The 23,711-nt window shown below is 72.5% G+C and carries 22 protein-coding genes; 8 read left to right on the top strand and 14 right to left on the bottom strand.

Annotation, left to right across the window (positions count from 1 at the left end):
- Positions 1–77: 77 nt before the first annotated feature.
- The 6 genes from ACIBTU_RS11925 to ACIBTU_RS11950 all read left to right on the top strand — a co-directional run bounded on the left by ACIBTU_RS11925 (position 78) and on the right by ACIBTU_RS11950 (position 6,441).
- Positions 78–1,304, top strand: coding sequence for a prenyltransferase/squalene oxidase repeat-containing protein (locus tag ACIBTU_RS11925; RefSeq protein WP_399125898.1), 1,227 nt, complete (start codon positions 78–80; stop codon positions 1,302–1,304).
- Positions 1,301–1,969 (top strand): SCO2322 family protein, encoded by a 669-nt coding sequence (locus tag ACIBTU_RS11930; protein ID WP_399125899.1) that lies wholly within the window; start codon positions 1,301–1,303, stop codon positions 1,967–1,969. The genes ACIBTU_RS11925 and ACIBTU_RS11930 overlap by 4 nt, the downstream gene beginning before the upstream one ends.
- A gap of 13 nt (positions 1,970–1,982) precedes the next feature.
- Positions 1,983–3,131 carry an energy-coupling factor transporter transmembrane component T gene (locus tag ACIBTU_RS11935; RefSeq protein WP_399125900.1) on the top strand — a complete coding sequence of 383 codons (1,149 nt, stop codon included), beginning with the start codon at positions 1,983–1,985 and terminating at the stop codon, positions 3,129–3,131.
- Entirely contained in the window at positions 3,128–4,948 is a 1,821-nt protein-coding gene (locus tag ACIBTU_RS11940) for an ABC transporter ATP-binding protein (protein ID WP_399125901.1), read from the top strand. The genes ACIBTU_RS11935 and ACIBTU_RS11940 overlap by 4 nt, the downstream gene beginning before the upstream one ends.
- A complete protein-coding gene (locus ACIBTU_RS11945) occupies positions 4,945–5,769 on the top strand; it encodes an ECF transporter S component (RefSeq protein ID WP_399125902.1) in 825 nt (274 codons plus the stop codon). The genes ACIBTU_RS11940 and ACIBTU_RS11945 overlap by 4 nt, the downstream gene beginning before the upstream one ends.
- Before the next feature lie 264 nt (positions 5,770–6,033).
- Positions 6,034–6,441 (top strand): transglycosylase SLT domain-containing protein, encoded by a 408-nt coding sequence (locus ACIBTU_RS11950; protein WP_399125903.1) that lies wholly within the window; start codon positions 6,034–6,036, stop codon positions 6,439–6,441.
- Between the two features lie 224 nt (positions 6,442–6,665).
- Here ACIBTU_RS11950 and ACIBTU_RS11955 read toward each other — a convergent pair whose 3' ends face one another.
- Together ACIBTU_RS11955 and ACIBTU_RS11960 are read right to left on the bottom strand one after the other, a co-directional pair.
- On the bottom strand, positions 6,666–7,910 hold the full coding sequence (locus ACIBTU_RS11955) for an alpha/beta hydrolase (protein ID WP_399125904.1): 1,245 nt from the start codon (positions 7,908–7,910) through the stop codon (positions 6,666–6,668).
- Positions 7,911–8,015: 105 nt separating this feature from the next.
- Positions 8,016–9,185, bottom strand: coding sequence for a steroid 3-ketoacyl-CoA thiolase (locus tag ACIBTU_RS11960; protein ID WP_399125906.1), 1,170 nt, complete (start codon positions 9,183–9,185; stop codon positions 8,016–8,018).
- 231 nt (positions 9,186–9,416) lie between these two features.
- Here ACIBTU_RS11960 and ACIBTU_RS11965 point away from each other — a divergent pair, with 231 nt between their 5' ends.
- On the top strand, positions 9,417–10,667 hold the full coding sequence (locus ACIBTU_RS11965) for a cytochrome P450 (RefSeq protein WP_399125907.1): 1,251 nt from the start codon (positions 9,417–9,419) through the stop codon (positions 10,665–10,667).
- A 29-nt stretch (positions 10,668–10,696) separates the two neighbouring features.
- Positions 10,697–12,313: a hypothetical protein gene (locus ACIBTU_RS11970; RefSeq protein WP_399125908.1), complete on the top strand. Its 1,617-nt coding sequence runs from the start codon at positions 10,697–10,699 to the stop codon at positions 12,311–12,313.
- On the opposite strand, the gene ACIBTU_RS11975 is transcribed toward ACIBTU_RS11970, so the two are convergent.
- Genes ACIBTU_RS11975 through ACIBTU_RS12030 form a run of 12 tightly spaced genes read right to left on the bottom strand, consistent with a single transcriptional unit; the run spans position 12,287 to position 23,708 of the window.
- Positions 12,287–13,549 (bottom strand): lytic transglycosylase domain-containing protein, encoded by a 1,263-nt coding sequence (locus ACIBTU_RS11975; RefSeq protein WP_399125910.1) that lies wholly within the window; start codon positions 13,547–13,549, stop codon positions 12,287–12,289. The genes ACIBTU_RS11970 and ACIBTU_RS11975 overlap by 27 nt on opposite strands.
- A gap of 45 nt (positions 13,550–13,594) precedes the next feature.
- On the bottom strand, positions 13,595–14,341 hold the full coding sequence (locus ACIBTU_RS11980) for a hypothetical protein (RefSeq protein ID WP_399125911.1): 747 nt from the start codon (positions 14,339–14,341) through the stop codon (positions 13,595–13,597).
- Between the two features lie 31 nt (positions 14,342–14,372).
- Complete coding sequence (locus ACIBTU_RS11985; RefSeq protein ID WP_399125912.1) at positions 14,373–14,900, bottom strand: nuclear transport factor 2 family protein; 528 nt, start codon at positions 14,898–14,900, stop codon at positions 14,373–14,375.
- Positions 14,901–14,922: 22 nt separating this feature from the next.
- Entirely contained in the window at positions 14,923–15,573 is a 651-nt protein-coding gene (locus ACIBTU_RS11990; protein ID WP_399125913.1) for a hypothetical protein, read from the bottom strand.
- Complete coding sequence (locus ACIBTU_RS11995; protein ID WP_399125914.1) at positions 15,570–16,067, bottom strand: hypothetical protein; 498 nt, start codon at positions 16,065–16,067, stop codon at positions 15,570–15,572. The genes ACIBTU_RS11990 and ACIBTU_RS11995 overlap by 4 nt, the downstream gene beginning before the upstream one ends.
- Positions 16,064–17,299 (bottom strand): MCE family protein, encoded by a 1,236-nt coding sequence (locus ACIBTU_RS12000; RefSeq protein ID WP_399125916.1) that lies wholly within the window; start codon positions 17,297–17,299, stop codon positions 16,064–16,066. The genes ACIBTU_RS11995 and ACIBTU_RS12000 overlap by 4 nt, the downstream gene beginning before the upstream one ends.
- Positions 17,296–18,516 carry an MCE family protein gene (locus ACIBTU_RS12005; RefSeq protein ID WP_399125917.1) on the bottom strand — a complete coding sequence of 407 codons (1,221 nt, stop codon included), beginning with the start codon at positions 18,514–18,516 and terminating at the stop codon, positions 17,296–17,298. Before ACIBTU_RS12005 ends, ACIBTU_RS12000 begins: the two co-directional genes overlap by 4 nt.
- A gap of 2 nt (positions 18,517–18,518) precedes the next feature.
- Positions 18,519–19,517, bottom strand: a complete 999-nt coding sequence (locus tag ACIBTU_RS12010) for an MCE family protein (protein WP_399125918.1) — start codon at positions 19,515–19,517, stop codon at positions 18,519–18,521.
- Positions 19,518–19,528: 11 nt separating this feature from the next.
- Positions 19,529–20,605: an MCE family protein gene (locus ACIBTU_RS12015; protein ID WP_399125919.1), complete on the bottom strand. Its 1,077-nt coding sequence runs from the start codon at positions 20,603–20,605 to the stop codon at positions 19,529–19,531.
- The gene (locus ACIBTU_RS12020; RefSeq protein WP_399125920.1) at positions 20,602–21,663 is read right to left on the bottom strand and encodes an MCE family protein; all 1,062 of its coding nucleotides are present in this window, start codon (positions 21,661–21,663) and stop codon (positions 20,602–20,604) included. The genes ACIBTU_RS12015 and ACIBTU_RS12020 overlap by 4 nt, the downstream gene beginning before the upstream one ends.
- On the bottom strand, positions 21,660–22,898 hold the full coding sequence (locus ACIBTU_RS12025) for an MCE family protein (protein WP_399125921.1): 1,239 nt from the start codon (positions 22,896–22,898) through the stop codon (positions 21,660–21,662). Before ACIBTU_RS12025 ends, ACIBTU_RS12020 begins: the two co-directional genes overlap by 4 nt.
- A 3-nt stretch (positions 22,899–22,901) precedes the next feature.
- Entirely contained in the window at positions 22,902–23,708 is an 807-nt protein-coding gene (locus tag ACIBTU_RS12030) for an MlaE family ABC transporter permease (RefSeq protein WP_399125922.1), read from the bottom strand.
- Positions 23,709–23,711: the final 3 nt, after the last annotated feature.

Raw genomic sequence — 23,711 nt, forward strand, 5'->3', positions numbered from 1 at the left:
ACACGGAGCCGGAGCCGCCCGGCGCCGACGCGTGCCGCGCCTCCCGGCCCCCCGCAGGGAGAGGCACCCGCCCCACCATGAACATTCGCCGCAGCGCCGCGCTCGTCGCCGCGACCGTCGTGATCGGCGCGGCCGCCGCGCCGGCCGCCGTCGCGGACGGTGCCTCCCCCTCGCCGAAGGTCGTCACGCCCTCGGGCCTGTACGGCAAGGGCGACCCGACGTACGACGGCGTGTGGCGGCAGTCGCTGGCCTTCGTCGCGCAGGACACGGTGGGCGTGAAGCCCGCCGACAAGGCCGTGGACTGGCTGGCGGGCCAGCAGTGCCAGGGCGGCGGCTTCGCCGCGTTCCGCGCCGTGCCGGGCAAGGAGTGCGACAAGAAGACGGTCGTCGACAGCAACAGCACGGCCGCCGCCGTGCAGGCCCTCGCCGCGGTCGGCGGCCGCGACGGCGAGGTCGACCTGGGTGTCGGCTGGCTGAAGAAGAACCAGAACGCCGACGGCGGCTGGGGCTACAACCCCGGTGGCGCCAGCGACGCGAACTCCACGTCCGTCGTGATCGGCGCCCTCGTCGCCGCCGGTGAGAAGCCCGCCGAGGTGAAGTCGAGCACCGGGAAGTCCGGGATGGACGCTCTGGCCGAGCTCGCCCTGCCCTGCTCCGAGGGCAAGGACGGCGGCGCGTTCGCCTACCAGCCCGACAAGAAGGGCAAGCTCGCCGCGAACGCCGACGCGACGGCCGCCTCGGTGCTCGGTTCGCTCGGCTCCGGGTTCGCGCCCGGCAAGGGCGACGCCCCCGACGCGTACACCTGCGAGAACGGCAGGAAGCCCGCGGACCTCGCGCACAACGGCGCCGTGTACCTGCAGAACCAGCTGAACACCCACGAGTACCTGAAGTCGCAGCTGGCCGGCGCCGAGGACCAGCCCGACTTCGGCAACACGGCCGACGCGGTGGCCGCCGTCGCCGCCGCGGAGGGCGTCAAGTACACGAAGGACCCGTACGCCTGGCTGGAGAAGAACGCGGGTGACTGGGCGAAGCAGTCCGGTCCCGCCGCCTACGCCCAGCTGATCTTCGCCGCGCACGCCACGGGCAACGACCCGCGCGACTTCGGCGGCACCGACCTCGTGAGCGCCCTGAACGAGACGGGCCCCGCGCCCGCCTCCGCGAAGTCCGGCGACAGCGCGTCCGACGAGAAGAAGAAGGACGACGACAAGGGCGGGTTCGGCACCTGGTGGATCGTCGGCGTGATGTTCGTCGCGGCCGTCGGCGCCGGATTCCTGCTGAGCGGCCGCAAGAAGCAGCAGCTGTGACCCGCGGCAGATGCGCCGGCCTCGTGCTCGCGCTGCTCGGCGCGCTGCTCGCGGTGACGGTCGCCCCGGCCCAGGCCGCCGGGTACCGGTACTGGTCGTTCTGGGAGCGGGACGGCAAGGCGTGGTCGTACGCGTCCACGGGCCCCTCGCAGACGAAGCCGTCGGACGGGGACGTGCAGGGCTTCCGGTTCGCGGTGAGCGCCGACTCGGCCGACGCCACGCAGCCGCGCGGCGCCGCCGACTTCGACGCGATCTGCGCGGACACGCCCGCGAAGGACGGCAGCAAGCGGATCGCGCTCGTCATCGACTTCGGTACGGCGAAGGACGCGCCGTCCGCCGGGGACCACCCGCCGAAGCCGCGTCAGGCGTGCGCGCTGGTGGACGAGGACGCGACGACGGCGGACGCGCTCGCCTCCGTCGCCAAGCCGCTGCGCTACAACAGCAACGCGCTGCTGTGCGCCATCGCCGGCTACCCGTCGGCGGGCTGCGGCGAGCAGGTGTCCGGCAGCGGTGAGGCCGAGCCGGCGGGCTCGCCGGACGCCACCCCCAGGTCCACCGGTTCGTCCGGCACGCACGGGCCGTCCGTCGGTGTGATCACCGCGGTCGTGCTCGTCGCCGCGCTCGGTGTGGGCGCCGTCTGGCAGGCGCGGCGCCGCCGCGGCTGAGCGGCTCGTCACCATGGATTCCGGCCGTACCCTGCGGGCCCCGAGGGCTCACCGTGCGAACTCCGTGCATCCCGGCGCCTGGTGGATCTGGGCGCTCGGTCTCGGCACGGCCGCGTCCCGCACCACGAACCCGCTGCTCCTTGCGCTGCTGATCGGCGTGGCCGGTTACGTCGTCGCGGCGCGCCGCACGGAGGCGCCGTGGGCGCACTCGTACGGGGCGTTCGTGAAGCTGGGGCTCGCCGTGCTCGGGATCCGGCTCGTGTTCGCGGTGGTCCTCGGTTCGCCGATCCCGGGCACGCACGTGCTGGTCACGCTGCCGGAGGTGCCGCTGCCGGACTGGGCGCAGGGCGTGCGGATCGGCGGCCGGGTCAGCGCGGAGGGCCTCGCCTTCGCGCTGTACGACGGTCTGAAGCTGGCCACGCTGCTGATCTGCGTCGGCGCGGCGAACGCCCTCGCGTCCCCGTCCCGGCTGCTGAAGTCGCTGCCGGGCGCGCTGTACGAGGCCGGTGTGGCGGTCGTCGTGGCGATGACGTTCGCGCCGAACCTGATCGCGGACGTGCGCCGGCTGCGGGCCGCGCGGCGGTTGCGCGGGCGGCCCGACAGCGGGCTGCGCGGGCTGCTCCAGGTCGGTCTCCCGGTGCTCGAAGGTGCCCTGGAGCGGTCCGTGGCGCTGGCCGCCGCGATGGACGCGCGCGGGTACGGGCGCACGGCCAAGGTGCCGCGCGGGGTGCGCCGGGCCACGGCCGTGCTGACGCTCGGCGGGCTGATCGGCGTCTGCGCCGGCACGTACGGGCTGCTCGCCGCGTCCGGTGCCGGGTACGGGCTGCCGGTGCTGCTCGGCGGGGTCGCTGCCGCGCTCGGCGGGCTGTGGCTCGGCGGGCGGCGCTCGGTGCGGACCCGGTACCGGCCCGATGTGTGGGGTGTGCGGGCCTGGCTCGTCGCCGCGTCCGGGGTCGTCGCCGCGGCCGTGATGATCGTCAGCGGGGTGCGGGACCCCGCTTCCCTCCAGCCGTCCGTGGTGCCGCTGACGCTGCCCGCGCTGCCCCTGCTGCCCGCGGCCGGCGTGCTGGTCGGGCTGCTCCCGGCGTTCGTCGCGCCCGTGCCCGCTCCTCGTACCGATCCCGTCCCGTCCGCCGCCGTACCCGTGGAGGCCTCGTCATGATCCGCTTCGAGGACGTCTCGGTGACGTACGAAGGAGCCTTTGGGCCGACGCTGCGGAACGTCGAGCTGCACGTGCCGGAAGGCGAGCTGATGCTGCTCGCCGGCCCTTCCGGGGTCGGCAAGTCGACACTGCTCGGTGCGGTCAGCGGGCTCGTGCCGCACTTCACCGGGGGGACGCTCGCCGGGCGGGTCACGGTCGCCGGGCGCGACACCCGGACCCACAAGCCGCGCGAGCTCGCCGATGTCGTCGGCACGGTGGGGCAGGATCCGCTCGCCCACTTCGTGACCGACACGGTCGAGGACGAGCTGGCGTACGGGATGGAGTCGCTGGGGCTCGCGGCGCCGGTGATGCGGCGGCGGGTCGAGGAGACGCTCGATCTGCTGGGGCTCGTCGAGCTGCGGGACCGGCCGATCTCGACGCTCTCGGGCGGGCAGATGCAGCGGGTCGCGATCGGGTCCGTGCTCACTCCGCATCCGCGGGTGCTGGTGCTCGACGAGCCGACGTCCGCGCTCGACCCGGCCGCGGCGGAGGAGGTGCTGTCCGTGTTGCAGCGGCTCGTGCACGACCTGGGGACGACCGTGCTGATGGCTGAGCACCGGTTGGAGCGGGTGGTGCAGTACGCGGACCAGGTGGCGCTGCTCGGGGGGTGCGGGGAGCCTTTGCTGGTGGGGGATCCGGCGGCGGTGATGGCTGTGTCGCCCGTTTTTCCGCCGGTGGTGGGGTTGGGGAAGGTGGCCGGGTGGTCGCCGTTGCCGCTCACGGTTCGGGACGCGCGGCGTGCGGCCGGGCCGTTGCGGGAACGTCTTGCCGGGTTGGGGTCGTCCGCCGAGCGCGGGCCGGTGGGGGCTGAGCGCGCAGTTCCCCGCGCCCCTGAAGGCGCACTCCGTGCGCCTCAGGAGCGCTCGGATCGGCCCGCGTCCGGCAAGCGCGGGTCCCGGCTTCGGCCGTCGCGCCCCGCGGCGGAGCCGCACGTGTCACAGCCCCGCGCCCCTGAAGGCGCACTCCGTGCGCCTGAGGAGCGGCGCTCGGGGCGGCGCTCGGTGCGGCCCGGGGGCGAGAAGGGCGAGGCTGCTGCTGTCGTGCGGAAACTTGGGGTTCGGCGGGGGCGGAGCGAGGTGCTTCGGTGGGTGGATCTGGAGGTGTGTGGGGGTGAGGTCGTCGCGCTCATGGGGCGGAACGGGGCCGGGAAGTCCACGTTGCTCGGGGCGTTGGTCGGGATGGTCAAGGTCGGGGCGGGGGACGTGCGGGTCGGTGGGGTGGATCCCCGGCGGGTCAAGCCGCGTGAGCTGATCCGGAAGGTGGGGCTCGTGCCGCAGGAGCCCCGGGATCTGCTGTGCGCGGACACCGTGGGCGCGGAGTGCGTGGCCGCCGATCAGGACGCGGGCGTCGAGCCCGGGACCTGTCGCGGGCTGCTGAGCGAACTGCTGCCGGGGATCGACGACGCCACCCATCCCCGGGACCTGTCCGAGGGACAGCGGCTCACGCTCGCGCTGGCGATCGTGCTGACCGCCGCCCCTCCCCTGCTGCTGCTCGACGAACCGACCCGGGGTCTGGACTACGCGGCGAAGGCCCGCCTCGTCACGATCCTGCGGCGGCTCGCCGACGCGGGACACGCCGTGCTCATGGCGACCCACGACGTGGAACTCGCGGCCGAGCTGACCGACCGGGTGGCGATCCTCGCGGACGGCGAGATCGTGGCCGACGGGCCGACCCCGGAGATCGTCGTGTCGTCCCCCTCCTTCGCCCCGCAGGTCGCGAAGATCCTCGCCCCGCAGGAGTGGCTCACGGTCACGCAGGTGCGGGAGGCGCTGGCATGAGCGGCGACCGGCAGGTGCGGGCGGTCCGGCTCGGGCCGCGTTCGGTGGCGGCGCTGCTGCTCGTCGGCGCCGTGGGGCTCGTGGCGATCGGCTGGCCGCTGATCACCGGCCCCGGGTCGGAGGTGAACGCGCACGCGCAGGACGCCCCGTGGCTGTTCGCCGGGCTGCTGGTGCTGCTCGTCGCGGTCGTCGCGGCGACGATCTCGGAGTCCGGGATGGGCCCGAAGGCGGTCGCGATGCTCGGGGTGCTCGCCGCGGCCGGCGCCGCGCTGCGGCCGATCGGGGCGGGCACGGCGGGCCTGGAGCCGATGTTCTTCCTGATGGTGCTGAGCGGGCGGGTGCTCGGGCCCGGGTTCGGGTTCGTGCTCGGCTCGCTCAGCATGTTCGCGTCGGCGCTGCTGACCGGCGGGGTCGGGCCGTGGATGCCGTTCCAGATGCTGTCGATGGGCTGGTTCACGATGGGGGCCGGGCTGCTGCCGGGGCCGCACGCCCTGCGCGGCCGGGCCGAGCTGGCGATGCTCGCGGCGTACGGGTTCCTGGCCGCGTTCGCGTACGGGACGCTCATGAATCTGGCGGGGTGGCCGTTCATGAACGCGCTGGCCTCCTCGGTCGCGTACCAGCCGGACGCGGCGCTGCACGACAATCTGGCCCGGTTCCTCGCGTACTGCCTGGCGACGTCGCTGGGCTGGGACCTGGGGCGGGCGGCGCTGACCGTCGTGCTGACGCTCGTCGCGGGCGGCGCCGTCCTGAAGGCGCTGCGGCGGGCGACGCGGCGGGCCGCCTTCGAGGCGCAGGTCACTTTCGACGGGCCGCGCCCGTGAACCGGCCCACATGACCCAGGTCACGTACTAGGCGCGGTCGTAGGCGGCGCCGAGCGGGGCGGGCGGGGTCGCACCCCTTCTGACCTGGACTTTGCGAGCCACGTCACATCGCGGACATTTCACCCTGATGCGACTTCCACTAGTAAAGGGGGGCATTGCGCGGGCCTCGCCGGGCTGTTTCTGTGGAGGAGTCGCACGGCGCCGCAGCCCCCGCCAGGGCCCGGCGCCGACGTACGCCCCCCGTCCCCCACGGAAGGTTCCGCCTTGACCGCCACGCTCCTGCGCCGCATCGCCACCCCGAAGAAGGCTCTCGCCGGTGCCGCGCTCGCCGCCGCCACGACCGGCCTGATCTTCTCCTCGGCCTCGGCCCAGGCCGCCGCGCCGACCTCGGCCAAGGCGATCGCGCAGCAGAAGATCGCGGACTCGGCGCAGTTCTCCTGCTTCGACAAGATCGTGTCGCACGAGAGCGGCTGGAACCCGAAGGCGACGAACGCGTCCAGCGGCGCGTACGGGCTGGTGCAGGCGCTGCCGGGCAACAAGATGGCGTCCGCCGGGTCCGACTGGAAGACGAACCCCGAGACGCAGATCAAGTGGGGCATCGACTACATGAAGGACCGGTACGGGAGTGCCTGCGGCGCTTGGGCGCACTGGCAGGTCAACGGTTGGTACTGAGCTGGACTTTAGGCGGGCGGCACCTCGGGTGCCGCCCGCCTTTTTTGGGTTGTCGTCACAGTGCCGGCCGGTGGGGGCTGGTCGCGCAGTTCCCCGCGCCCCTGAAATGCATGCCCTTCGGGCGCATTTCCCCGATAGCCCAGCCCCCTATGGAGGTAGCGCACGAAGTGCGCACCTCCAGGGGCGCGGGGAACTGCGCGACCAGCCCCCACCGGGGCGCGGATTCACGACGTCCTGTTGAACCACTTCGTGATCTTGGGGGCGGCCGCCTTGAAGCTGCCGAAGTGGTCCGTGGGGCCCTGGTTGAGGATCGGGGCCCCAGAACCCAGCTGAGCCGCGCAGCTCCGCGCGTTGCCGATCGGGACGTCCGTGTCGCCCTCGGCCGCGTACAGGCGGACCGGAACCGAGGGCTTCCAGGCGCAGGCGCCGTCGTTCGCGGCGATGGCGTCCCTCAGGGCTCCGGTGGGGTGCTGCATGCGGGCGTAGAACTCGGGGGTGAGGAGCTGCTTCACGGACGCGGGGAGCGCCGCGACGATGTCCTCCTCGCCGTGCTCCCCGTCGAAGAGCGCCTCGACGCGGTCCGCGTAGGGCGCGCGGAAGACCTCGGCGGGGTCTTTGTAGATCGGGTGGAGGCGGTTCTGGGCGACGAGGAAGTACGCGGTGTAGAAGAGGCCGCTGGTGTCGTTGACGCGGCCGTCGTAGAGCGCGGGGATCTCCTGGCCCGAGAGGTCGTAGGGGCCGCTGACGGGGGCGAGGGCGCGGAGCCTGAAGTGGTGGTCCGCGCCGGATTCGAGGGCCTTGCCGAGGGCCATCGCGACCTGGCCGCCCTGCGAGAAGCCGGTGGCGTAGACGTCGCCGGTGAGGGGCCGGCCGAGCCCGGCGGACGCGTGCCGGGCGGCGCGCAGCATGTCGAGGGAGGCGGTGACGGAGGACGCCGTGTCCATGTAGGGGTGGACGCCGGGGCCCTTGCCGAGGCCGAGGTAGTCGGGTGCGGCGACGGCCTTGCCGGCGGCGGCGTTCAGGTAGGCGGGGACGCGGCCGAAGTCGGTGGTGACGGAGGGCGCGTAGTCGCGGTGGACCATCGTGCCGTGGGTGTCGGAGACGAGGTCGAGGCGGCGGGGGCCGCCGGCCGGGAGGGCGAGCAGGCCGGTGGCGGTGGTGGGGCGGCCGTAGGCGTCGACGGTGCGGTAGGTCAGGCGGTAGGCGCGTACGCCGTGGCGGACGGTGCCGGTGTCCATGTCGCGGTCGGCGAGCCAGCGGGTGACCCCGGCCCGGTCGAGCCCGTCGAGCGGGGTGACGGAGACGAGGGTGCCGCGGGCGGCCGGGGCGCGGTCGGCGCCGGGGGCGGAAGCCGCGGCGGCCGGGGCGGCGAGGGCTCCGGCGAGGAGCAGCGCGGCGGTCGCGGCGAGGCCTCTACGGATGCGTGAAGTCGTGGTGCGGGCACGGGAGTTGTCCGGGTTCGAGGTCATGGGACGACCGTAGGGAGCGGAGCCCGTACGGCGACATCCGAGGCGCCCCCTGGTGCGGGGTGGTGTTATGTCCACCCGCACCAGGGGGCGGCCCCGGGCGGCGGGTCAGAGCCGCTGGATGATCGTGCCGGTGGCGAGCGCCCCGCCCGCGCACATGGTGATCAGGGCGAACTCCTTGTCCCTGCGCTCCAGTTCGTAGAGGGCGGAGGCGATGAGGCGGGCGCCGGTCGCGCCGACGGGGTGGCCGAGGGCGATCGCGCCGCCGTTCACGTTGACCTTCTCCAGGTCCTGTTCGAAGACCTGGGCCCAGCTGAGGACGACCGACGCGAAGGCCTCGTTGATCTCGACGAGGTCGATGTCCTTGAGGGTCATGCCGGCCTTGCCGAGGACCGCGCGGGTCGCGTCGACGGGCCCGTCGAGGTGGTAGTGCGGGTCGGCGCCGACGAGGGCCTGGGCGACGATGCGGGCGCGCGGCTTGAGCTTGAGGGCGCGGGCCATGCGCTTGGAGGCCCACATGATGGCGGAGGCACCGTCGGATATCTGCGAGGAGTTGCCCGCGGTGTGGATCGCGGTCGGCATGACGGGCTTGAGGCGGGCGAGGCCCTCCATGGTGGTGTCGCGCAGGCCCTCGTCGCGGTCGACGAGCCGCCACATGCCGTGTCCCGCGGCCTGCTCCTCCTCGGTGGTGGGCACCTGCACGGCGAAGGTCTCGCGCTTGAAGCGCTCCTCGGCCCAGGCGGCGGCCGCCCGCTCCTGCGAGATGAGGCCGAGGGAGTCGACGTTCTCGCGGGTCAGTCCGCGGCGCCGGGCGATGCGCTCGGCGGCCTCGAACTGGTTGGGCAGGTCGACGTTCCACTCGTCGGGGAACGGCTTGCCGGGGCCGTGCTTGGAGCCGGAGCCGAGCGGCACCCGGGACATGGCCTCGACGCCGCAGGAGATGCCGACGTCGATGACGCCGGCCGCGATCATGTTGGCGGTCATGTGCGAGGCCTGCTGGGAGGAGCCGCACTGGCAGTCCACGGTGGTGGCCGCGGTCTCGTAGGGCAGGCCCATGGTGAGCCAGGCGGTGCGGGCCGGGTTCATGGACTGTTCGCCCGCGTGCGTGACGGTGCCGCCGACGATCTGCTCGACGCAGTCCGCCTGGATGCCGGTGCGGCCGAGGAGTTCGCGGTAGGTCTCGCCCAGCAGATACGCGGGGTGGAGATTGGCCAGCGCGCCACCGCGCTTGCCGATCGGAGTACGTACGGCTTCGACGATGACGGGTTCCGCTGCCATGACCTTCGTCCCTCCACACAATCCCGGACCACCGGACCGACGGGCGACGCGCAAAACTAGAACGCGTACCAGTTCTCCGTGCAGTCTCGACGCGCTTACCCCGGGTACGCAAGGGGCGTGCACGTACATCGCACGGAACCGACACAGCCACAGCCCTTGCCACTTCTAGAACCGGTTACTACCTTTCGAGCCAGAACTGACGGATCGTCAGAACCAATACGGGAGTGACTCATGCCGTGCCCCGCGCTGCCCGACGGGTTCGACTTCACGGACCCCGATCTGCTGCAAGACCGTGTGCCGTACCCCGAGTTCGCCCAGCTGCGGCAGGCCGAACCGGTTCGCTGGATACCGCAGGAGCCCGGGATCTCCGGCTTCGCGGACGCGGGCTACTGGGCGGTGACCCGGCACGCGGACGTCAAATACGTCTCCACGCACCCGGAGATCTACTCCTCCAACACCAACACCGCGGTGATCCGCTTCAACTCCTCGATCCAGCGTGACCAGATCGAGGTCCAGAAGATGATCATGCTGAACATGGACCCGCCGGAGCACACCCGGGTGCGCCAGATCGTGCAGCGCGGCTTCACCCCGCGCTCGATCCGCTACCTGGAGGAGAAGCTGCGCGACCGGGCCCTCGACATCGTCACCAAGGCCGTGGAGCGGGACACGAGCGACGGTGGCTTCGACTTCGTCACGAACGTCGCGGTGGAGCTGCCGCTCCAGGCGATCGCCGAGCTCATCGGCATCGCCCAGGAGGACCGCGCCAAGGTCTTCGACTGGTCGAACAAGATGGTGGCGTACGACGACCCGGAGTACGCGATCACCGAGGAGATCGGCGCCGAGGCGGCGATGGAGATCGTCTCGTACGCGATGAACCTGGCGGCGGCGCGCAAGGAGTGCCCGGCCCAGGACATCGTGAGCCAGCTGGTCGCGGCCGAGGACCAGGGCAGCCTGTCCTCCGACGAGTTCGGCTTCTTCGTCATCCTGCTGGCCGTCGCCGGCAACGAGACGACCCGGAACGCGATCACGCACGGGATGCACGCCTTCCTCACCCACCCCGAACAGTGGGAGATCTACAAGCGGGAGCGTCCGAGCACGACGGCCGAGGAGATCGTGCGCTGGGCGACCCCGGTCGTCTCCTTCCAGCGGACCGCCACCCAGGACACCGAGCTGGGCGGCCAGAAGATCAAGGCGGGCGACCGGGTCGGCCTCTTCTACTCCTCCGCCAACCACGACCCCGAGGTCTTCACCGACCCGGACACCTTCGACATCAAGCGCGACCCGAACCCGCACCTCGGGTTCGGCGGCGGCGGACCGCACTTCTGCCTCGGCAAGTCCCTCGCGGTCCTGGAGATCGACCTCATCTTCAACGCCATCGCGGACGCCATGCCGAACCTGCGGCTGACCGGCGAACCGCGCCGGCTGCGCGCCGCCTGGCTCAACGGCGTGAAGGAACTGCAGGTGTCCACCTCGGCACCATGAGTGACCCGGGGGTCGTAGGATCGGCGACCGTGGCCACGGTCGAACTGCCCTTCTTACTCCTCCGCCGCTTCACCCTGACCGCGTCCCAGCGGACGGCACTGTGCGCGACGGCGCCGGTGCTGCCGCTCTACGCGGTCTGGGCGCTGTTCCTCGCGACGGGCGGCGGCGACCTCGCGGCCCAGGAGGCGTGGGCCGCCTTCGCCGCCGAGCACGGCGGGTCGGCGTACAACCTGTTCTGGTACGGCGGCACGCACACCGCCAACTACTCCGTCCTGTCCCCCTACTTGATGGCGTGGGCCGGGGTGCGGACGGTGACCGTGCTGTCCGGGATCGCGGCGTCCTGGCTGGGCGCCGTGCTGCTCGTGCGCTGCGGGGTGCGCCGCCCGGCCCTGCCCGCCGTCCTCCTCTCGCTGGCGTTGTGGTGCGACGTGGCGTCGGGCCGTACGACGTTCGCGCTCGGGGTCGCGTTCGGGCTCGGCGCGTGTGTGGCGGTCACCGGGCGGCGGCGGTGCGCGGCGGCCGCGGTGTGCGCGGCGCTCGCCACGCTGGCGTCACCGGTCGCCGGACTCTTCCTCGCCGTCGTCGGGGCCGGCCAGTTCCTCGTACGGAGGTGGGGTCCGGCGGCGGCGCTGCTGCTGCCGCCCGCGGCCGTCGTGGGCGTCACCACCGTCCTCTTCCCGTTCCAGGGCGAGCAGTTGATGCCGGTGGGCCGGATCTGGCCGCCGTTCCTGTTCGCGCTCGCGCTGGTGGTGGCGGGGCCGGCGCGGTGGCGGGCGGCGCGCGGGGCCGCCGCCGTGTACGCGCTCGGCACGGTCCTCACGTATCTGGTCCCCTCCCCCGTCGGTACGAACGTGGAGCGGCTCGCCGAACTGGCCGCGCCCGCCGTCCTCCTGGCCGCCCTGCGCGTCCCCGGCCTGCGCCGGCTCCAGGTGTTCCTCCTTGCGGCGGCGCTCGTCTGGTCCTCGTACTGGGTCGGGCAGAAGACGCTCGACGACCTGAGGGTGTCGACGCGGGTCCCGGCCTGGGCGCAGCGGACCGACGGTGTCGTACGGGAGTTGGAGCGACTCGGCGCGGACCGTACGCGCGTCGAGGTCGTCCCCGCGCGCAATCACCGCGAGGCGAGCGCGCTCGCCCCGCACGTGAACATGGCGCGCGGCTGGAACCGGCAGCTGGACGTGGAGCGCGGGCGCCTCTTCTACGACGGCTCGTTCTCGGCGGCGACGTACCGGGCCTGGCTGGACCGCTGGGCGGTCGGGTTCGTGGTGCTGCCCGAGGGGAAGCCGGACGGGTTCGCGGAGCAGGAGGCGGCGCTCGTGCGGCACGGGACGCGCTTTCTGGAGCCGGTGTGGCGGGACGCGCACTGGCGGGTCTACCGGGTGCGGGGCGCGGTGCCGCTGGTGTCCGCGCCCGCGTCCGTGACGGATGCGGACGGGGCGCGGGTCACGGTGCGCTTCCGGCGGGCGGGCACGGCGACGCTGCGGGTCGCGTACTCGCCGTGGCTCCGGGCCGAGCACGGGTGCCTGCGGGTGCGGCAGCGCGGCGAGTTCACCGAGCTGACCGCACCCGCCGCCGGGACGTACCGGGTCGGCTCGGCGCTGAAGGAGCCGTCGAAGGGGCCGTCAGGTGCCGGGTGTGGTGCAGGGTGACGGGGTCTCCGTGGGGGTGTCGGTGGGGCTGGGGCTCGGGGAGTCGGTCGGGCTCGCGCTGTCGGAGGGGCAGTCGGTCGGGGTGCCCGGGTCGGTGGGCGTGTCGGTCGGATCGCCCGTGGGGTCGCCGGTGGGGTCACCAGTGACGGGCGGTGTGGTGGGCGGCTCCGTCGTGGGCGGCGGCGCGCTGTCCGAGGGGCCCGGGCTGGGGTCCGGTCCTTCCGTGGGCCGGTCGGACGGCTTCGGTGTGCCGGGCGTGCGGGTCGGCTCGGGGCCGATGACGATGCCGCCGCCCCCGCCCTTTCCGCCGTCGGATCCGCCGTCCCGGCCGTCGCCGACGGGCTTCGTCGCGGGCGTCTTCGACCCGGCGCCGGGGCTGACCGGCACGACGCCCTTCCCGTCCGGCACCTTGTGGACGCCGCTGCGGTAGAACTCCATCCAATACAGGACGAGACGCACGTAGTCGCGCGAGTAGTTGTAGCTGAGGATGCCGCGCTCCAGGCCGCGCGCGGTGCCGAGGTCCCGGCTGCCCGCGCACAGGTAGTGCCCGGCGCCGAGGGCCGCGTCGAAGATGTTGTTCGGGTCGGCGCGGCCGTCGCCGTTGCCGTCGGCGCCCCAGCGGCGCCAGGTGCCGGGCAGGAACTGCATGGGGCCGACGGCCCGGTCGTAGACGGCGTCGCCGTCCCAGGCGCCGCCCTCGGTGTCCCGGATCAGGGCGAACCCCTTGCCGTTCAGGGGCGGTCCGGTGATCCGGTGGCGGGTGGTGCCGTCGGCGGTCACGTCACCGCCGCGGGCCTGCCCGGACTCGACCTTGCCGATCCCGGCGAGCAGTTGCCAGGGCAGCCGGCAGCCCGGGTCGGTGCGGCCGACGGACGCCTCGGCGCGGCGGTAGGCGGCGAGGACGGTCGCCGGGATGCCGGCCTCCGCCCGCACCTGCTCGCGGGGGAACGTGGTGCCCGGGGCGTCCGGCATCTTCAGCGGCGGGAGTTCGGTGTGGTACGAGTCGTCGCCCTGCGAGGTGACGGGCGGCAACGGCTCGTCGAGCACGGCGAACGGGTCGCTGCGGCCCGCCTTGTCGGCACCGGAGCCGGCGTCGCCGAGCAGTTCCGGCGCCTGGGACGCGGTGAGCAGGGCGGTGGCGGCGACGGCCACGGCGGTGCCGCGCAGGCCCCGGCTCAGCCGGGTGGCGCGGCGCGGGCGGCGTCGGATACGCAGGGTGCTGCGCGGGGTGCGCAAGGGGTGCCCCTCTCGTTCGTCGCGTGCGGGTCGGTGGGGTGCCGGTCAGTTGCCGAACGTGTCGATGCCGGACACGAGCCAGCGGCCGTCCTTCCGGACGAGGTCGACGGCGAGCATGGCGCCCGCGTAGTTCGCGGCGGCCCCGGACTTGGCGGCGGTGCCGGTGCTGCTCTGGTCGGCGAACACGAGGACGCGGGCGCGGGCGCCGTCGATCCGCTCGACGGCACTGTCGGTGACGGTCGTCGTGACGACCGTCTTCTGCTTCTCGGCCTGCGCGAGCACCGGCGCGAGCAGCTTGCGGTGCTGCTCGACCGCCTTCCCGGTGAGCAGCCGGCCGGCCGCCGTGCGCGCCGCGCCGGGATCCGCCTGGTCGTACGAGAACAGCGCCTCGACCGCCTTCTCCGCCTGCCCTTTGACCTCGCTGGTCCGGGCGGGATCGGACAACGCGGAGTTCCGTGCCGCGGCCCCGCCGTCGAGACTCTGCGCCCGGTGGAACGCCCAGCCGGCGAAGGTGCCGAGCAGGAGGGTGAGCAGACAGAGGGCGACGAGGGCCTTCGGGACGCGGGGCGCCTGCCGCACGGGCCTGCTCGGTACGGCCTTCTTCGGTACGAGCTTCTTCGGCGCGGACTTGTTCGGCGCGGGCTTCTTGAGGTCGGGCTTCGTCGGCTCGGGCGTCTTGAGCTCGGGCGTCTTGAGTTCGGGCTTCTCACGTACCGGCGTCTGCGCGGGCACGGCCGCGAGGCGGCGCTGCCGGTTGAGGTGGTGGCGGGTGGTGTGGCGCGTCGTGGACATCGGGGTCCGCTCCCAACGGTTCGGGGGTCGGTCAGTCGGTGGTCGCGCTGTCGCCGACCGGGGCCTGGCCGAGGGCGCTGAGCTTCCAGTGGCCGTCGGTGCGGGTGAGTTCGCCGAGCATGCGGCTGTCCTTCTGCGAGGACTTGCCGCCGGAGGCGGTGACGGTGACGCGCAGGGCGACCATGACCCGGGCGCGGCCGGCGCGTTCGTCCAGCTCGGTGAGGGCCCCGTCGAGGACCTTCGCGGTGCTGACCGTGCGGGCCTCCCGCACCTGCTTCTCGAACCCGGAACGTCCTCCGGCGAGTTGGGTGTGCAGCTCGCCGGTGGTGGACGACTCCCACAGGTCGAGACCGTGCGCGAGGTTCTTGTGGTCGAGGGTGTTGAGGTTCTGCACGGCCTGCTCGCCGGCCTCCAGGGCGTCGTCGCGGGCGGTGGCGTAGGCGGCGGTGTCGTCGTGCGCCGCGCCGTACCAGGACCAGCCGGCCCAGGCGGCGAAGGCCCCCGCGACGAGGGTCAGGGCGAGCGCGGCGAGCAGCAGCGGCCGTCCGATGCGGTCCATCCGGGTTCCTTTCAACGGCCGTTCACCGGGCCTTGATGTCGACGATGCGCCAGACGTCGCCGCGCAGTTCGGCGGTGACGGACAGCTGGGCGGCGGACGTCGTGGGCTTCTTGGTGCCGCGCCGGGCGGTCTGGTCGAGGAACACGAGCAGGTGCGCGGTGCGCCCGCGCAGGCTGACGGTGCCGACGCGCACGGCCTGCGTGGACAGGCTCACCTTCTGGTCCCGTACGTCGGCCCGGACCCGCGCGAAGAGCTGCGCGTACTGCTTCGCGGCACGCCCCGACAGGGCGGCCCGCGCGGACCGCTCGGTGGCCTCGGTCCCGTCGGGCGTGTACGAGAACACCTTGCCGAGCGCATTGCTCACGTCCCCGTTGACCCGGGCGGTGGCGGCGGCGTCGGTGAGGGCGTGGTTGCGGGCGGCGGGGGCGGCGCGCAGGGAGTGTGCCTGGAACAGCAGCACGCCGCCGGCGAGGGCGAGGAGCACGCCGAGGGTGACGACGCCGATGGCCGCGCGGCTCCACCGCGTCGGCCGGGCGTCGGTCCCGGCGGCGTCTGTCTCCTCGGGCTCGGCTTTGAGGACGGGCCCGATGGCCTCGCTCTTCGCGTCGCCTTTCGCGTCGCTCTTCGTGTCGTTCTTGGTGTCGCTCTTTGCTTCGCTCTTGGTGTCGCTCATCCGCCCACCGCCGTCACCGGGATCGCGTTCAGTGCTCGTACCTTCCAGGTGCCGTCGTCCGACCGGGACAGCGTCGCCTCCAGGCGTTTGCGGTCGGTGGCCGGGGACTTGGCGCCCTTCGGGGTGGTCTCCACGCGCAGGGTCGCGATGAGTTTGGCGGTGCCCGCGTGATCGTCGAGGGCGGTGAGCGCCGCGTCCGTGACGACTCCGCGGGAGGACGGGCCGGTGGCCGGGGCGAGGCGGGCGAGTTCGGTGCGCAGGGGGCCGGAGGTGACCGACTTCCAGGTGCCGATGCCGGCCTTGGCGCGGGCCGTCGACGACGCGTCCAGGGTGGAGAGCGTGGCCACGGCGGCGCGGCCGTCGTCCAGCGCGGCGTCCCGCGCCCGCGCGTACGCGAGGTCGTCGTCGCCGCGGGCCTGCGCGTACGACCAGGTGCCCGCCCCGCACAGGGCGACGGCCGCGGCGAGCCCGATGCCCGTGAGGACCCGTCTCATGAGCCGTCCCCCGTTCCGTTCAGGCCGAGCAGTCCGGCCATGTCGCCGGAGGAGCCGTCGGCGCCGCTCTCCTTGAGGGAGGGCAGGTTCAGTGCGCCGGGTCGGGCCGGCTTCGGCACGGGACCGCCGCCCGGTGCATGCGCCGATCCCCGCACGCCGACCCCGCTGGACGCGGGCGCGGTGCAGCGGGCCTTGGTGTTGAGCGCGGGCGCGGGGCTCGTGTCCGTACCGAGGCGGTAGCGGGTGCCGCCGTAGCCGGCCGTGCACGGGAGGGGCTTGAAGAAGGTGACCGTCATGCCGAAGTTGACCTTCTTTCCGTCGACGGCCGTGGCGCCGGCGGCGACGGCGCGGGGCAGCTGCACGAGCAGCTCCTCGGTGCCGCGCTGCCGGGTGACGGCGACCTCGGACGTGGTGAGCAGATTGGCGAGGACGACGCTCAGGTCCGGGTCCATGTCCCGGAGCAGCCCGCTGACCTGCGTGGCGGCGTCCGGGGCGGCCATGACGAGCCGGCGCAGGTCCGCGTCGGAGCCCTTGAGCGTGGCGGCGAGGTCCTTGGCGCCGGACGCGAAGTCGCGGATGGCCTTGCCCTCCTCGGCCTGGGTGCGGAGCACGATCGCGCCGTCGTTCATGAGGGTCGTGGTGCTGGGCAGCGCCCGGTCGGCGGCCTGGACGAAGTCGGTGCCGTTGTCGAGGAGGACCTGGAGGTCCTCGCCGCGTCCTTCGAAGGCCTTGCCGAACTCGTCGACGACGGTGCGCAGGTCGTCGAGCGGCACCGAGGTGGTGAGGTCGTCGACGCTCGCGAGCACGTCGGTCACGGGCCGCGGCACGGCGGTCCGGCTCGCGTCGATCCGCGCACCGTCCTCCAGGTACGGGCCGTCCCCGCGCTTGGGCCGAAGGTCGATGTACTGCTCGCCGACCGCGGAGAGGCTGGCGACGACGGCCTGGGTGTCGTCGGGGATGCGGGGCGCGGACTTCTTGATCCGCAGCTCGGCCTCGACCCCGTCGGCGGTGAGCCCGATGGGTCCGACCCGCCCCACGGACACGCCCCGGTAGGTGACGTCGGAGTGCGTGAACAAGCCGCCCGTACGCGGGAGTTGGACCGTGACGGTGTAGTAGTCGGCGGCCCCCACGTACCTCCCCAGGTCGGCGTACCGGATCCCGAGGAAGGCGAGGACGAGGACGGCGATGACGAGGAACGCGAGGTTCTTGAGGCGGATGGCGAGCGTGATCACTGCCCCTCACCCCCTGAGGCCGACGCCGACGGGCCGGGGGCCGACGCCGAGGCGGACGGACCGGGGTCCGAGGTCGCGGGCAGCGGCAGCGCGGGCTCGCTCGCACCACCGGAGGCCGTCTTCTGCGCCTCCTTCTGCCGCTGCGTCTGCTTCTGCGCGGTCGCGCTCGGCGTCGGCGAGGGCGAGCCCTTGGTGAGCGGCGGGATGAGCTGGGTGCCCGGCGCCGCCGTCATGCTCAGATAGACGTTGAGGTAGTCGCCCTTGACGCCGCGCAGCACCTCGTCCGTGAACGGGTAGGTGAGCAGCACCTGGAGCGAGTCGGGCAGGTCCTTGCCGGAGTCGGCTAGCGCCTTGAGGGTGGGGGCGATGGCCTTGAGGTCGGCGACCATGTCGGCCTTGCCCCGGTCGACCGTGTCGACGGCGACGCCGCTGAGCCGGTCGAGGGAGCGCAGCATCGTCATGAGCGAACCCCGCTGGTCCTCCAGGGTCTTGAGGCCGGGCGACAGATCGGTGAGCACGGTGGCCACGTCTTCCTTGCGGTGGGCGAGGGTCGCGGAGAGCCGGTTGACGCCGTCGAGCGCGGCGGTGATGTCGCCGCGGTGGGTGTCGAGGTTGGTGACGAGGGTGTTGACGCGGCGCAGCGTGGAGCGGACCTCGCTCTCGCGTCCGCCGAGCGCGGAGTTGAGTTCCTTGGTGATGCTCTTGAGCTGGTTGACGCCGCCGCCGTTGAGCAGCAGGGACAGGGCGCCGAACACCTCTTCGACCTCGGAGTTGCGTCCGGTGCGGGAGAGCGGGATGCGGTCGCCGGCGGTGAGGGCGCCGGTGGCGCCCTTGGCGGGTTCGACGAGCTGGACGTACTTCTCGCCGAGGAGGCTGGACTGTTCGAGCCGGGCCCCGGTGTTGGCGGGGAGCTGCACGTCGCCGTTGATCCGCATGGTGACGCGGGCGTTCCAGTTCCGCCCGCTGCCGAGCCGGATCTTGGTGACGCGTCCGACGGCGACGTCGTTGACCTTGACCGCGGACTGCGGGACGAGGCTGAGCACGTCCTTCATGTCGGCGGTGACGGTGTAGGGGTGGTCCCCGAGGTCGGCGCCGCCGGGCAGCGGCAGGTCCTCGATGCCGCTGAAGGAGGGAGCGGGCAGGGCGACGACACCCAGGGTCACGCAGAAGGCGACGGCGACGGAGACGGCCCCGCCGACGAGAAGACCTCGCCGCATGGCTACTCACCCCCCACGGCGGGCAGCGGCAGCAACGGCCCGCCCTGACTGAGCTCGTTCAGGTTGGCCCGCCCGTCGAGCGTCCGGGTCCGCGGGTTGTAGGCACTGACGACGTTCTGCGCGGCGAGCGGCGCGACGTCCAGCGCCTCCGCCAACGACGCCCGCTGCTCCACCAGCGCCCGTGTGATCGGCACGAGCTTGCGCACGTTCTTGCGCAGCTCGCCCCGGTTGTCCTTGATGAACTTCTTCACCTGCCCGAGCGCGATCCCCAGCTCCTTGAGCGCGCCGGCGAGATCGTCCCGGTTGTCGGCGAAGTAGCTGGTGACGTCGTCGAGGTTCTCCTGCGCGGTGCGCACCCCGCCGTCCTTCTTCTTCAGCATGGTCGTGAACGACTGGAGTTGGGCGAGCGTGGTGAACAGGTCGTCGCTGCGCCCGTCGAGCGTCTTGGCGGCCTTGCCGAACTGCTCGATGCTGTCGCCCATCGCGGCCCCGTTGCCCTTGAGGTTCTTCGCCCCGGTGCCGAGGAGGTCGGACAGGGCGCCCTTCTCGTTGGCGCCGCCGGGTCCGAGCGCCTTGCTGAGCTCGGTGATGCTGTCGTAGAGCTGGTCGACCTCGACGGGGGTGCGGTTGCGGGACGCGGACAGCTTCGCCCCGTCCTTGAGCTGCGGCCCGCTCGAGTACGCGGGCGTCAGCTGCACGTACCGGTCGGCGACGACGCTCGGTGCGACGGCGACGGCACGCGCCCCGGCGGGGATCTTCACCCCGTCGTCGACGGCGAGGGTGACCCGGACCCGGGTGCCCTGCGGCCGCACCTCGGCGACCTTGCCGACGCGGACGCCGAGGACGCGCAGGTCGGAGCCGGCGTAGATGCCGACGGCCCGGTCGAAGTAGGCGGTGATCCGCATCCCGCCGGAGTCCGCGGCGCGTACGCCGACGACGCCGGCCGCAACGAGCACGGCGAGGGCGACCCCGCCGACCAGCAGCTTCCACTTGAGGGACATGCCCGCGGATGTCACTGGCCCCCACCCTTCACGTCGTACTTCCCGTTCTTGGGCGGCATGCAGGAGGTCTTCGGCAGCGAGGTCTCCGGCAGGTAGTTGCGGGGCACGACGCCGCACAGGTAACTGTCGAACCAGCGGCCGTTGCCGAGGGTGTTGCCGATGAGCCGGTAGTAGGGCCCGACGAGCGCGAGGGTGCGGTCGAGCTTCTTCTTGTTCTTCTCCAGGACGGTGGTGACGCGGCCGAGGGCCTGGAGGGTGGGCTTCAGCTGCTTCTCGTTGTCGTCGACGAGCCCGTCGAGCTGGACGCCGAGCGCCTTGCTGCCGGTGAGCAGCGCCTTGATGGCCGTACGCCGCTTCTTGAGCTCGCCGAGCAGCGAGCCGCCGTCGTCGATGAGGGTCTCGAAGCTCGACTTCTTCGTCTTGAGCGTCTTCGTCAACTGCTTGCTGCCCGCGAGGAGTTCGGCGAGCTGCGTGTCGCGCGAGGAGACGGTCTTCGACAGGGCGGAGAGGCCCTTCACGGCGGCGCGCACGTCGGGCGGCGAGTCCTTGAAGGTCTCGGAGATCGTCTCGAAGCTCTTGGCGAGCTGCTTGGTGTCGATGGCGTCGATGGTCCCGCTGAGGTCCTCGAACGCCTCCGTCACGTCGTACGGGGAGGTGGTGCGGGCCAGCGGGATCCGGGACCCGGGGTCCTGCTCGCCGCCGCCGAGCGGGTCGAGGGCGACGTACTTTTCGCCGAGCAGGGTCTTGATGGCGATGGCGGCGGTGGTGCGGTCGCCGATCCAGGTGCTGTCGTCCTCGATGCGGAAGGCGACCTTGACCTTGGGTCCGTCGAGGCTGACGGAGGTGACCTCGCCGACCTTGACGCCGGCGATGCGTACCTCGTCGCCGTCGCCGAGTCCGGCGGCCTCGCTGAAGTCGGCGCTGTAGTCGGTGCCGCCGCCGACGAGGGGCAGGCTGCTGACGTTGAGCGCGGCGAGGGCCAGCAGGGCCAGGACGAGGAGTCCGGCGAGGGCGATGCCGACGGGGTTGCGTTCCTGGACCGGCTTGATCTCCAGGAACCGGGGCCGTTTCGCGCTGGGCCTTTTCACTGGCACCTCGCATCTTCGACGACGATGCCGGTGGGGGGCTTCGACCCGTCGGACATGGTGACGCCGTCGACCTTGGCCCGGCACAGGTAGAGGTTGAACCAGGAGCCGTAGGACGAGAGGCGGGACAGGGCGGTCATCTTGGCGGGCGTCTTGTCGAGGAAGTTCTCGATCTGCGGGATGCCGTCGCCGAGGGTGCCGGAGAGCCGGCCGAGCTGCTTGATGTCGTTCTTCAGGGGCTTACGGGCGTCCTGGAGGAACCCGGCGGTGACGGTCGTGAGGTCGCCCATGGCCTGGGCGGCGTCGCCGAGCGGTTTGCGGTCCTCGTTGAAGCCGGAGACGAGCCGGGTGAGGGTGGTGACGAGGTCGTCGAACTTGTCCTCGCGGTCGTTGATGGTCTTCAGGACCTCGGTGAGGTTGCCGACGACCTGCCCGATGACCTGGTCCTTCGCGGCGACGGTGGTGGTGAGGGAGCCGACGTGCTGGATGAGGCTGTCGACGGTGCCGCCCTCGCCCTGGAGGACCTTGACGATGGAGCCGGCCAGCTCGTTGACGTCCTTCGGGGAGAGGCCCTCGAAGAGCGGCTTGAAGCCGTTGAAGAGGAGGGTGAGGTCGAGGGCGGGACGGGTGCGGGCGAGCGGGATGGTGGCACCGGGGTCGAGATCCCCCGTGTCGTCCCCGGTGCCACGCTCGAGGGCCACGTACCGCTGGCCGACCATGTTGAGGTACTTCACGGCGGCCGTGGTGGTGCGGGGCAGTTCCCGGCCCTTCTCGACGGTGAAGGTGACCTGGGCGGTGCGGTGGTCGACGACGCGTACGTCGGTGACCTCGCCGACCTTGACGCCGGAGATCCGCACGCCGTCGCCGTCGATGAGTCCGGTGACGTCGGTGAACAGGGCGCGGTAGGTGGTGGTGTCGGTGCCGACGCCCGTGTTGGCGATGGACAGGCCGAGCAGGGCGGTGGCCAGCGCGGTGACGACGAGGAAGATCAGGGACTTGACGAGCGGCCCGGCGACGGACCGCCGCCGCACGTGCGCGAACTCGGTGTCGCTGGCACTCACTTGAGCTTCACCTCCGTCCCCCGGTAGACGGGTCCGGCGAGCAGGCTCGACCAGTCGGGCAGGTCGCCCGGCGCGGTCTTGGCGGCCGGTGCGATGAGCTCGTTCACCAGGTCGTTCTCCTGCGGCGAGTTGGCGGGCCCGAGGTTCTGCTCGGCGGAGGCCGTGGCGGTGACGGGCGCGCGGGCGGCGGCGCCGAGGTACGGCACCGGGTAGCAGTTCGGGCCGCCGCCGGTGGAGTAGGAGGGGGTGTCGCGTCCGGGGACGTAGTTGCCGCGCGAGGCGACGGTGGTGACGTCGACGTGCAGCCCGGGTTCGTCGGTGCCCTTGCCGAGCGCCTTGTCCATGCGGGGCACGAAGTCGACGAGGGTGCGCAGGGTGCACGGGAACGACGGCGAGTACTTGGCGAGCAGTTCGAGCGTGGGCCGTGAGGTGGCGGACAGCCGGATGATGTTGTCCTGGTTGGCCCGCAGGAAGGCGTCGAGGTCCTCGGCGGTGCGCGTGGTGCTGCCGTAGGCCGCGGCGAGGTCCTTCTCCTTCTCGGCGATCGTGCCGCTGGTGGTGGTGAAGTCGGTGAGCGCGTCGAGGATGCCGGGGGCGGCGTCCGCGTAGACGTGCGAGACCCTGACCAGCTGCTTGAGGTCCTCGTTGAGGGTCGGCAGGTTCGGGTTGAACTTCTTCAGGTGCGCGTCGAGCGTGCTGAGCGTCTCGCCGATCTTGCTGCCGCGCCCTTCGAGCGCCTGCGAGACAGCGGACAGCGTCGAGGACAGCTTCTGCGGCTGCACGGCGGTGAGCATCGGCAGGACGTCGTCGAGGACCTGCTGGAGCTCGATGGCGTTGGCGGACCGGTCCTGCGGGATGGTCGCCCCGGCCGGCAGCATCCGCGTACTGGGCGCGCTCGGCGGGACGAGCGCGACGTACCGTTCGCCGAACAGGGTCGTCGGCAGCATCTGGGCGCGCACGTCGTCGGGGATGTGGTCGCGGGCGCCGGGCTCGAGCGCGAGGGTGAGCCGGGCGCCGGTGTCGGTGGCGTCGATGTCCCGCACCTCGCCGAGGACGACGCCCCGCAGTTTGACCTCGGCCCCCAGGTGCATCTCGTTGCCGACGCTGCCGGTCTCGACCACGACCTCGTCGGAGTCGACGAAGTCCTTGTTGTAGACGGCGACGGCGAGCCAGATCAGCAGGGCGGGCACGACGAGGAAGACGACTCCGGCGAGCCGGCGGCGCAGGGTCTCCATGGGTCAGCCCGCCACCTTCACGGTCGTCGTGGCACCCCAGAGCGCCAGCGAGAGGAAGAAGTCGGTGACGGAGATCAGCACGATGGCGTTCCGCACGGACCGCCCGACCGCGATGCCGACCCCGGCCGGTCCCCCGCTCGCCCGGAACCCGTAGTAGCAGTGGGCGACGATCACCATCACGCTGAAGATCAGCACCTTCAGCACCGACAGGATCACGTCCGTGGGCGACAGGAAGAGGTTGAAGTAGTGGTCGTACGTGCCCTGCGACTGCCCGTTGAAGACGGTGGTGACGATGCGGGAGGCGAGGTACGAGGAGAGCAGGCCGATCGCGTAGAGCGGGATGATGGCGACGACGCCGGCGATGATCCGGGTGGTCACGAGGTACGGCATGGACCGCACGCCCATCCCTTCGAGCGCGTCCACCTCCTCGTTGATCCGCATGGCGCCGAGCTGCGCGGTGAAGCCGGCGCCGACGGTGGCGGACAGGGCGAGTCCGGCGACGAGCGGGGCGATCTCGCGGGTGTTGAAGTACGCGGAGACGAAGCCGGTGAAGGCGGCGGTGCCGATCTGGTCCAGGGCGGCGTAGCCCTGGAGGCCGACGACGGTGCCGGTGGCGGCGGTCATCGCGATCATCACGCCGATGGTGCCGCCGATGACTCCGAGTCCGCCGGAGCCGAAGGCGACCTCGGCGAGCAGCCGCTGAACCTCCTTGGTGTAGCGGCGCAGTGTGCGCGGGATCCACACCAACGCCCGTATGTAGAACAGGAGTTGGTCGCCACCACGGTCGAGCCAGACGAGGGGGGAGGTCATGAC

It is taken from the genome of Streptomyces sp. NPDC050145 (assembly GCF_044460245.1).
Lineage (GTDB): Bacteria > Actinomycetota > Actinomycetes > Streptomycetales > Streptomycetaceae > Streptomyces.

Bases quoted from the DNA above. Each gene is read 5' to 3' on its own strand.
- ACIBTU_RS11925 (WP_399125898.1), top strand. From the start codon at position 78: ATGAACATTCGCCGCAGCGCCGCGCTCGTCGCCGCGACCGTCGTGATC.
- ACIBTU_RS11935 (WP_399125900.1), top strand. From the start codon at position 1,983: ATGGATTCCGGCCGTACCCTGCGGGCCCCGAGGGCTCACCGTGCGAAC.
- ACIBTU_RS11940 (WP_399125901.1), top strand. From the start codon at position 3,128: ATGATCCGCTTCGAGGACGTCTCGGTGACGTACGAAGGAGCCTTTGGG.
- ACIBTU_RS11945 (WP_399125902.1), top strand. From the start codon at position 4,945: ATGAGCGGCGACCGGCAGGTGCGGGCGGTCCGGCTCGGGCCGCGTTCG.
- ACIBTU_RS11955 (WP_399125904.1), bottom strand. From the start codon at position 7,910: ATGACCTCGAACCCGGACAACTCCCGTGCCCGCACCACGACTTCACGC.
- ACIBTU_RS11960 (WP_399125906.1), bottom strand. From the start codon at position 9,185: ATGGCAGCGGAACCCGTCATCGTCGAAGCCGTACGTACTCCGATCGGC.
- ACIBTU_RS11965 (WP_399125907.1), top strand. From the start codon at position 9,417: ATGCCGTGCCCCGCGCTGCCCGACGGGTTCGACTTCACGGACCCCGAT.
- ACIBTU_RS11980 (WP_399125911.1), bottom strand. From the start codon at position 14,341: ATGTCCACGACGCGCCACACCACCCGCCACCACCTCAACCGGCAGCGC.
- ACIBTU_RS11985 (WP_399125912.1), bottom strand. From the start codon at position 14,900: ATGGACCGCATCGGACGGCCGCTGCTGCTCGCCGCGCTCGCCCTGACC.
- ACIBTU_RS11990 (WP_399125913.1), bottom strand. From the start codon at position 15,573: ATGAGCGACACCAAGAGCGAAGCAAAGAGCGACACCAAGAACGACACG.
- ACIBTU_RS11995 (WP_399125914.1), bottom strand. From the start codon at position 16,067: ATGAGACGGGTCCTCACGGGCATCGGGCTCGCCGCGGCCGTCGCCCTG.
- ACIBTU_RS12005 (WP_399125917.1), bottom strand. From the start codon at position 18,516: ATGCGGCGAGGTCTTCTCGTCGGCGGGGCCGTCTCCGTCGCCGTCGCC.
- ACIBTU_RS12010 (WP_399125918.1), bottom strand. From the start codon at position 19,517: ATGTCCCTCAAGTGGAAGCTGCTGGTCGGCGGGGTCGCCCTCGCCGTG.
- ACIBTU_RS12025 (WP_399125921.1), bottom strand. From the start codon at position 22,898: ATGGAGACCCTGCGCCGCCGGCTCGCCGGAGTCGTCTTCCTCGTCGTG.
- ACIBTU_RS12030 (WP_399125922.1), bottom strand. From the start codon at position 23,708: ATGACCTCCCCCCTCGTCTGGCTCGACCGTGGTGGCGACCAACTCCTG.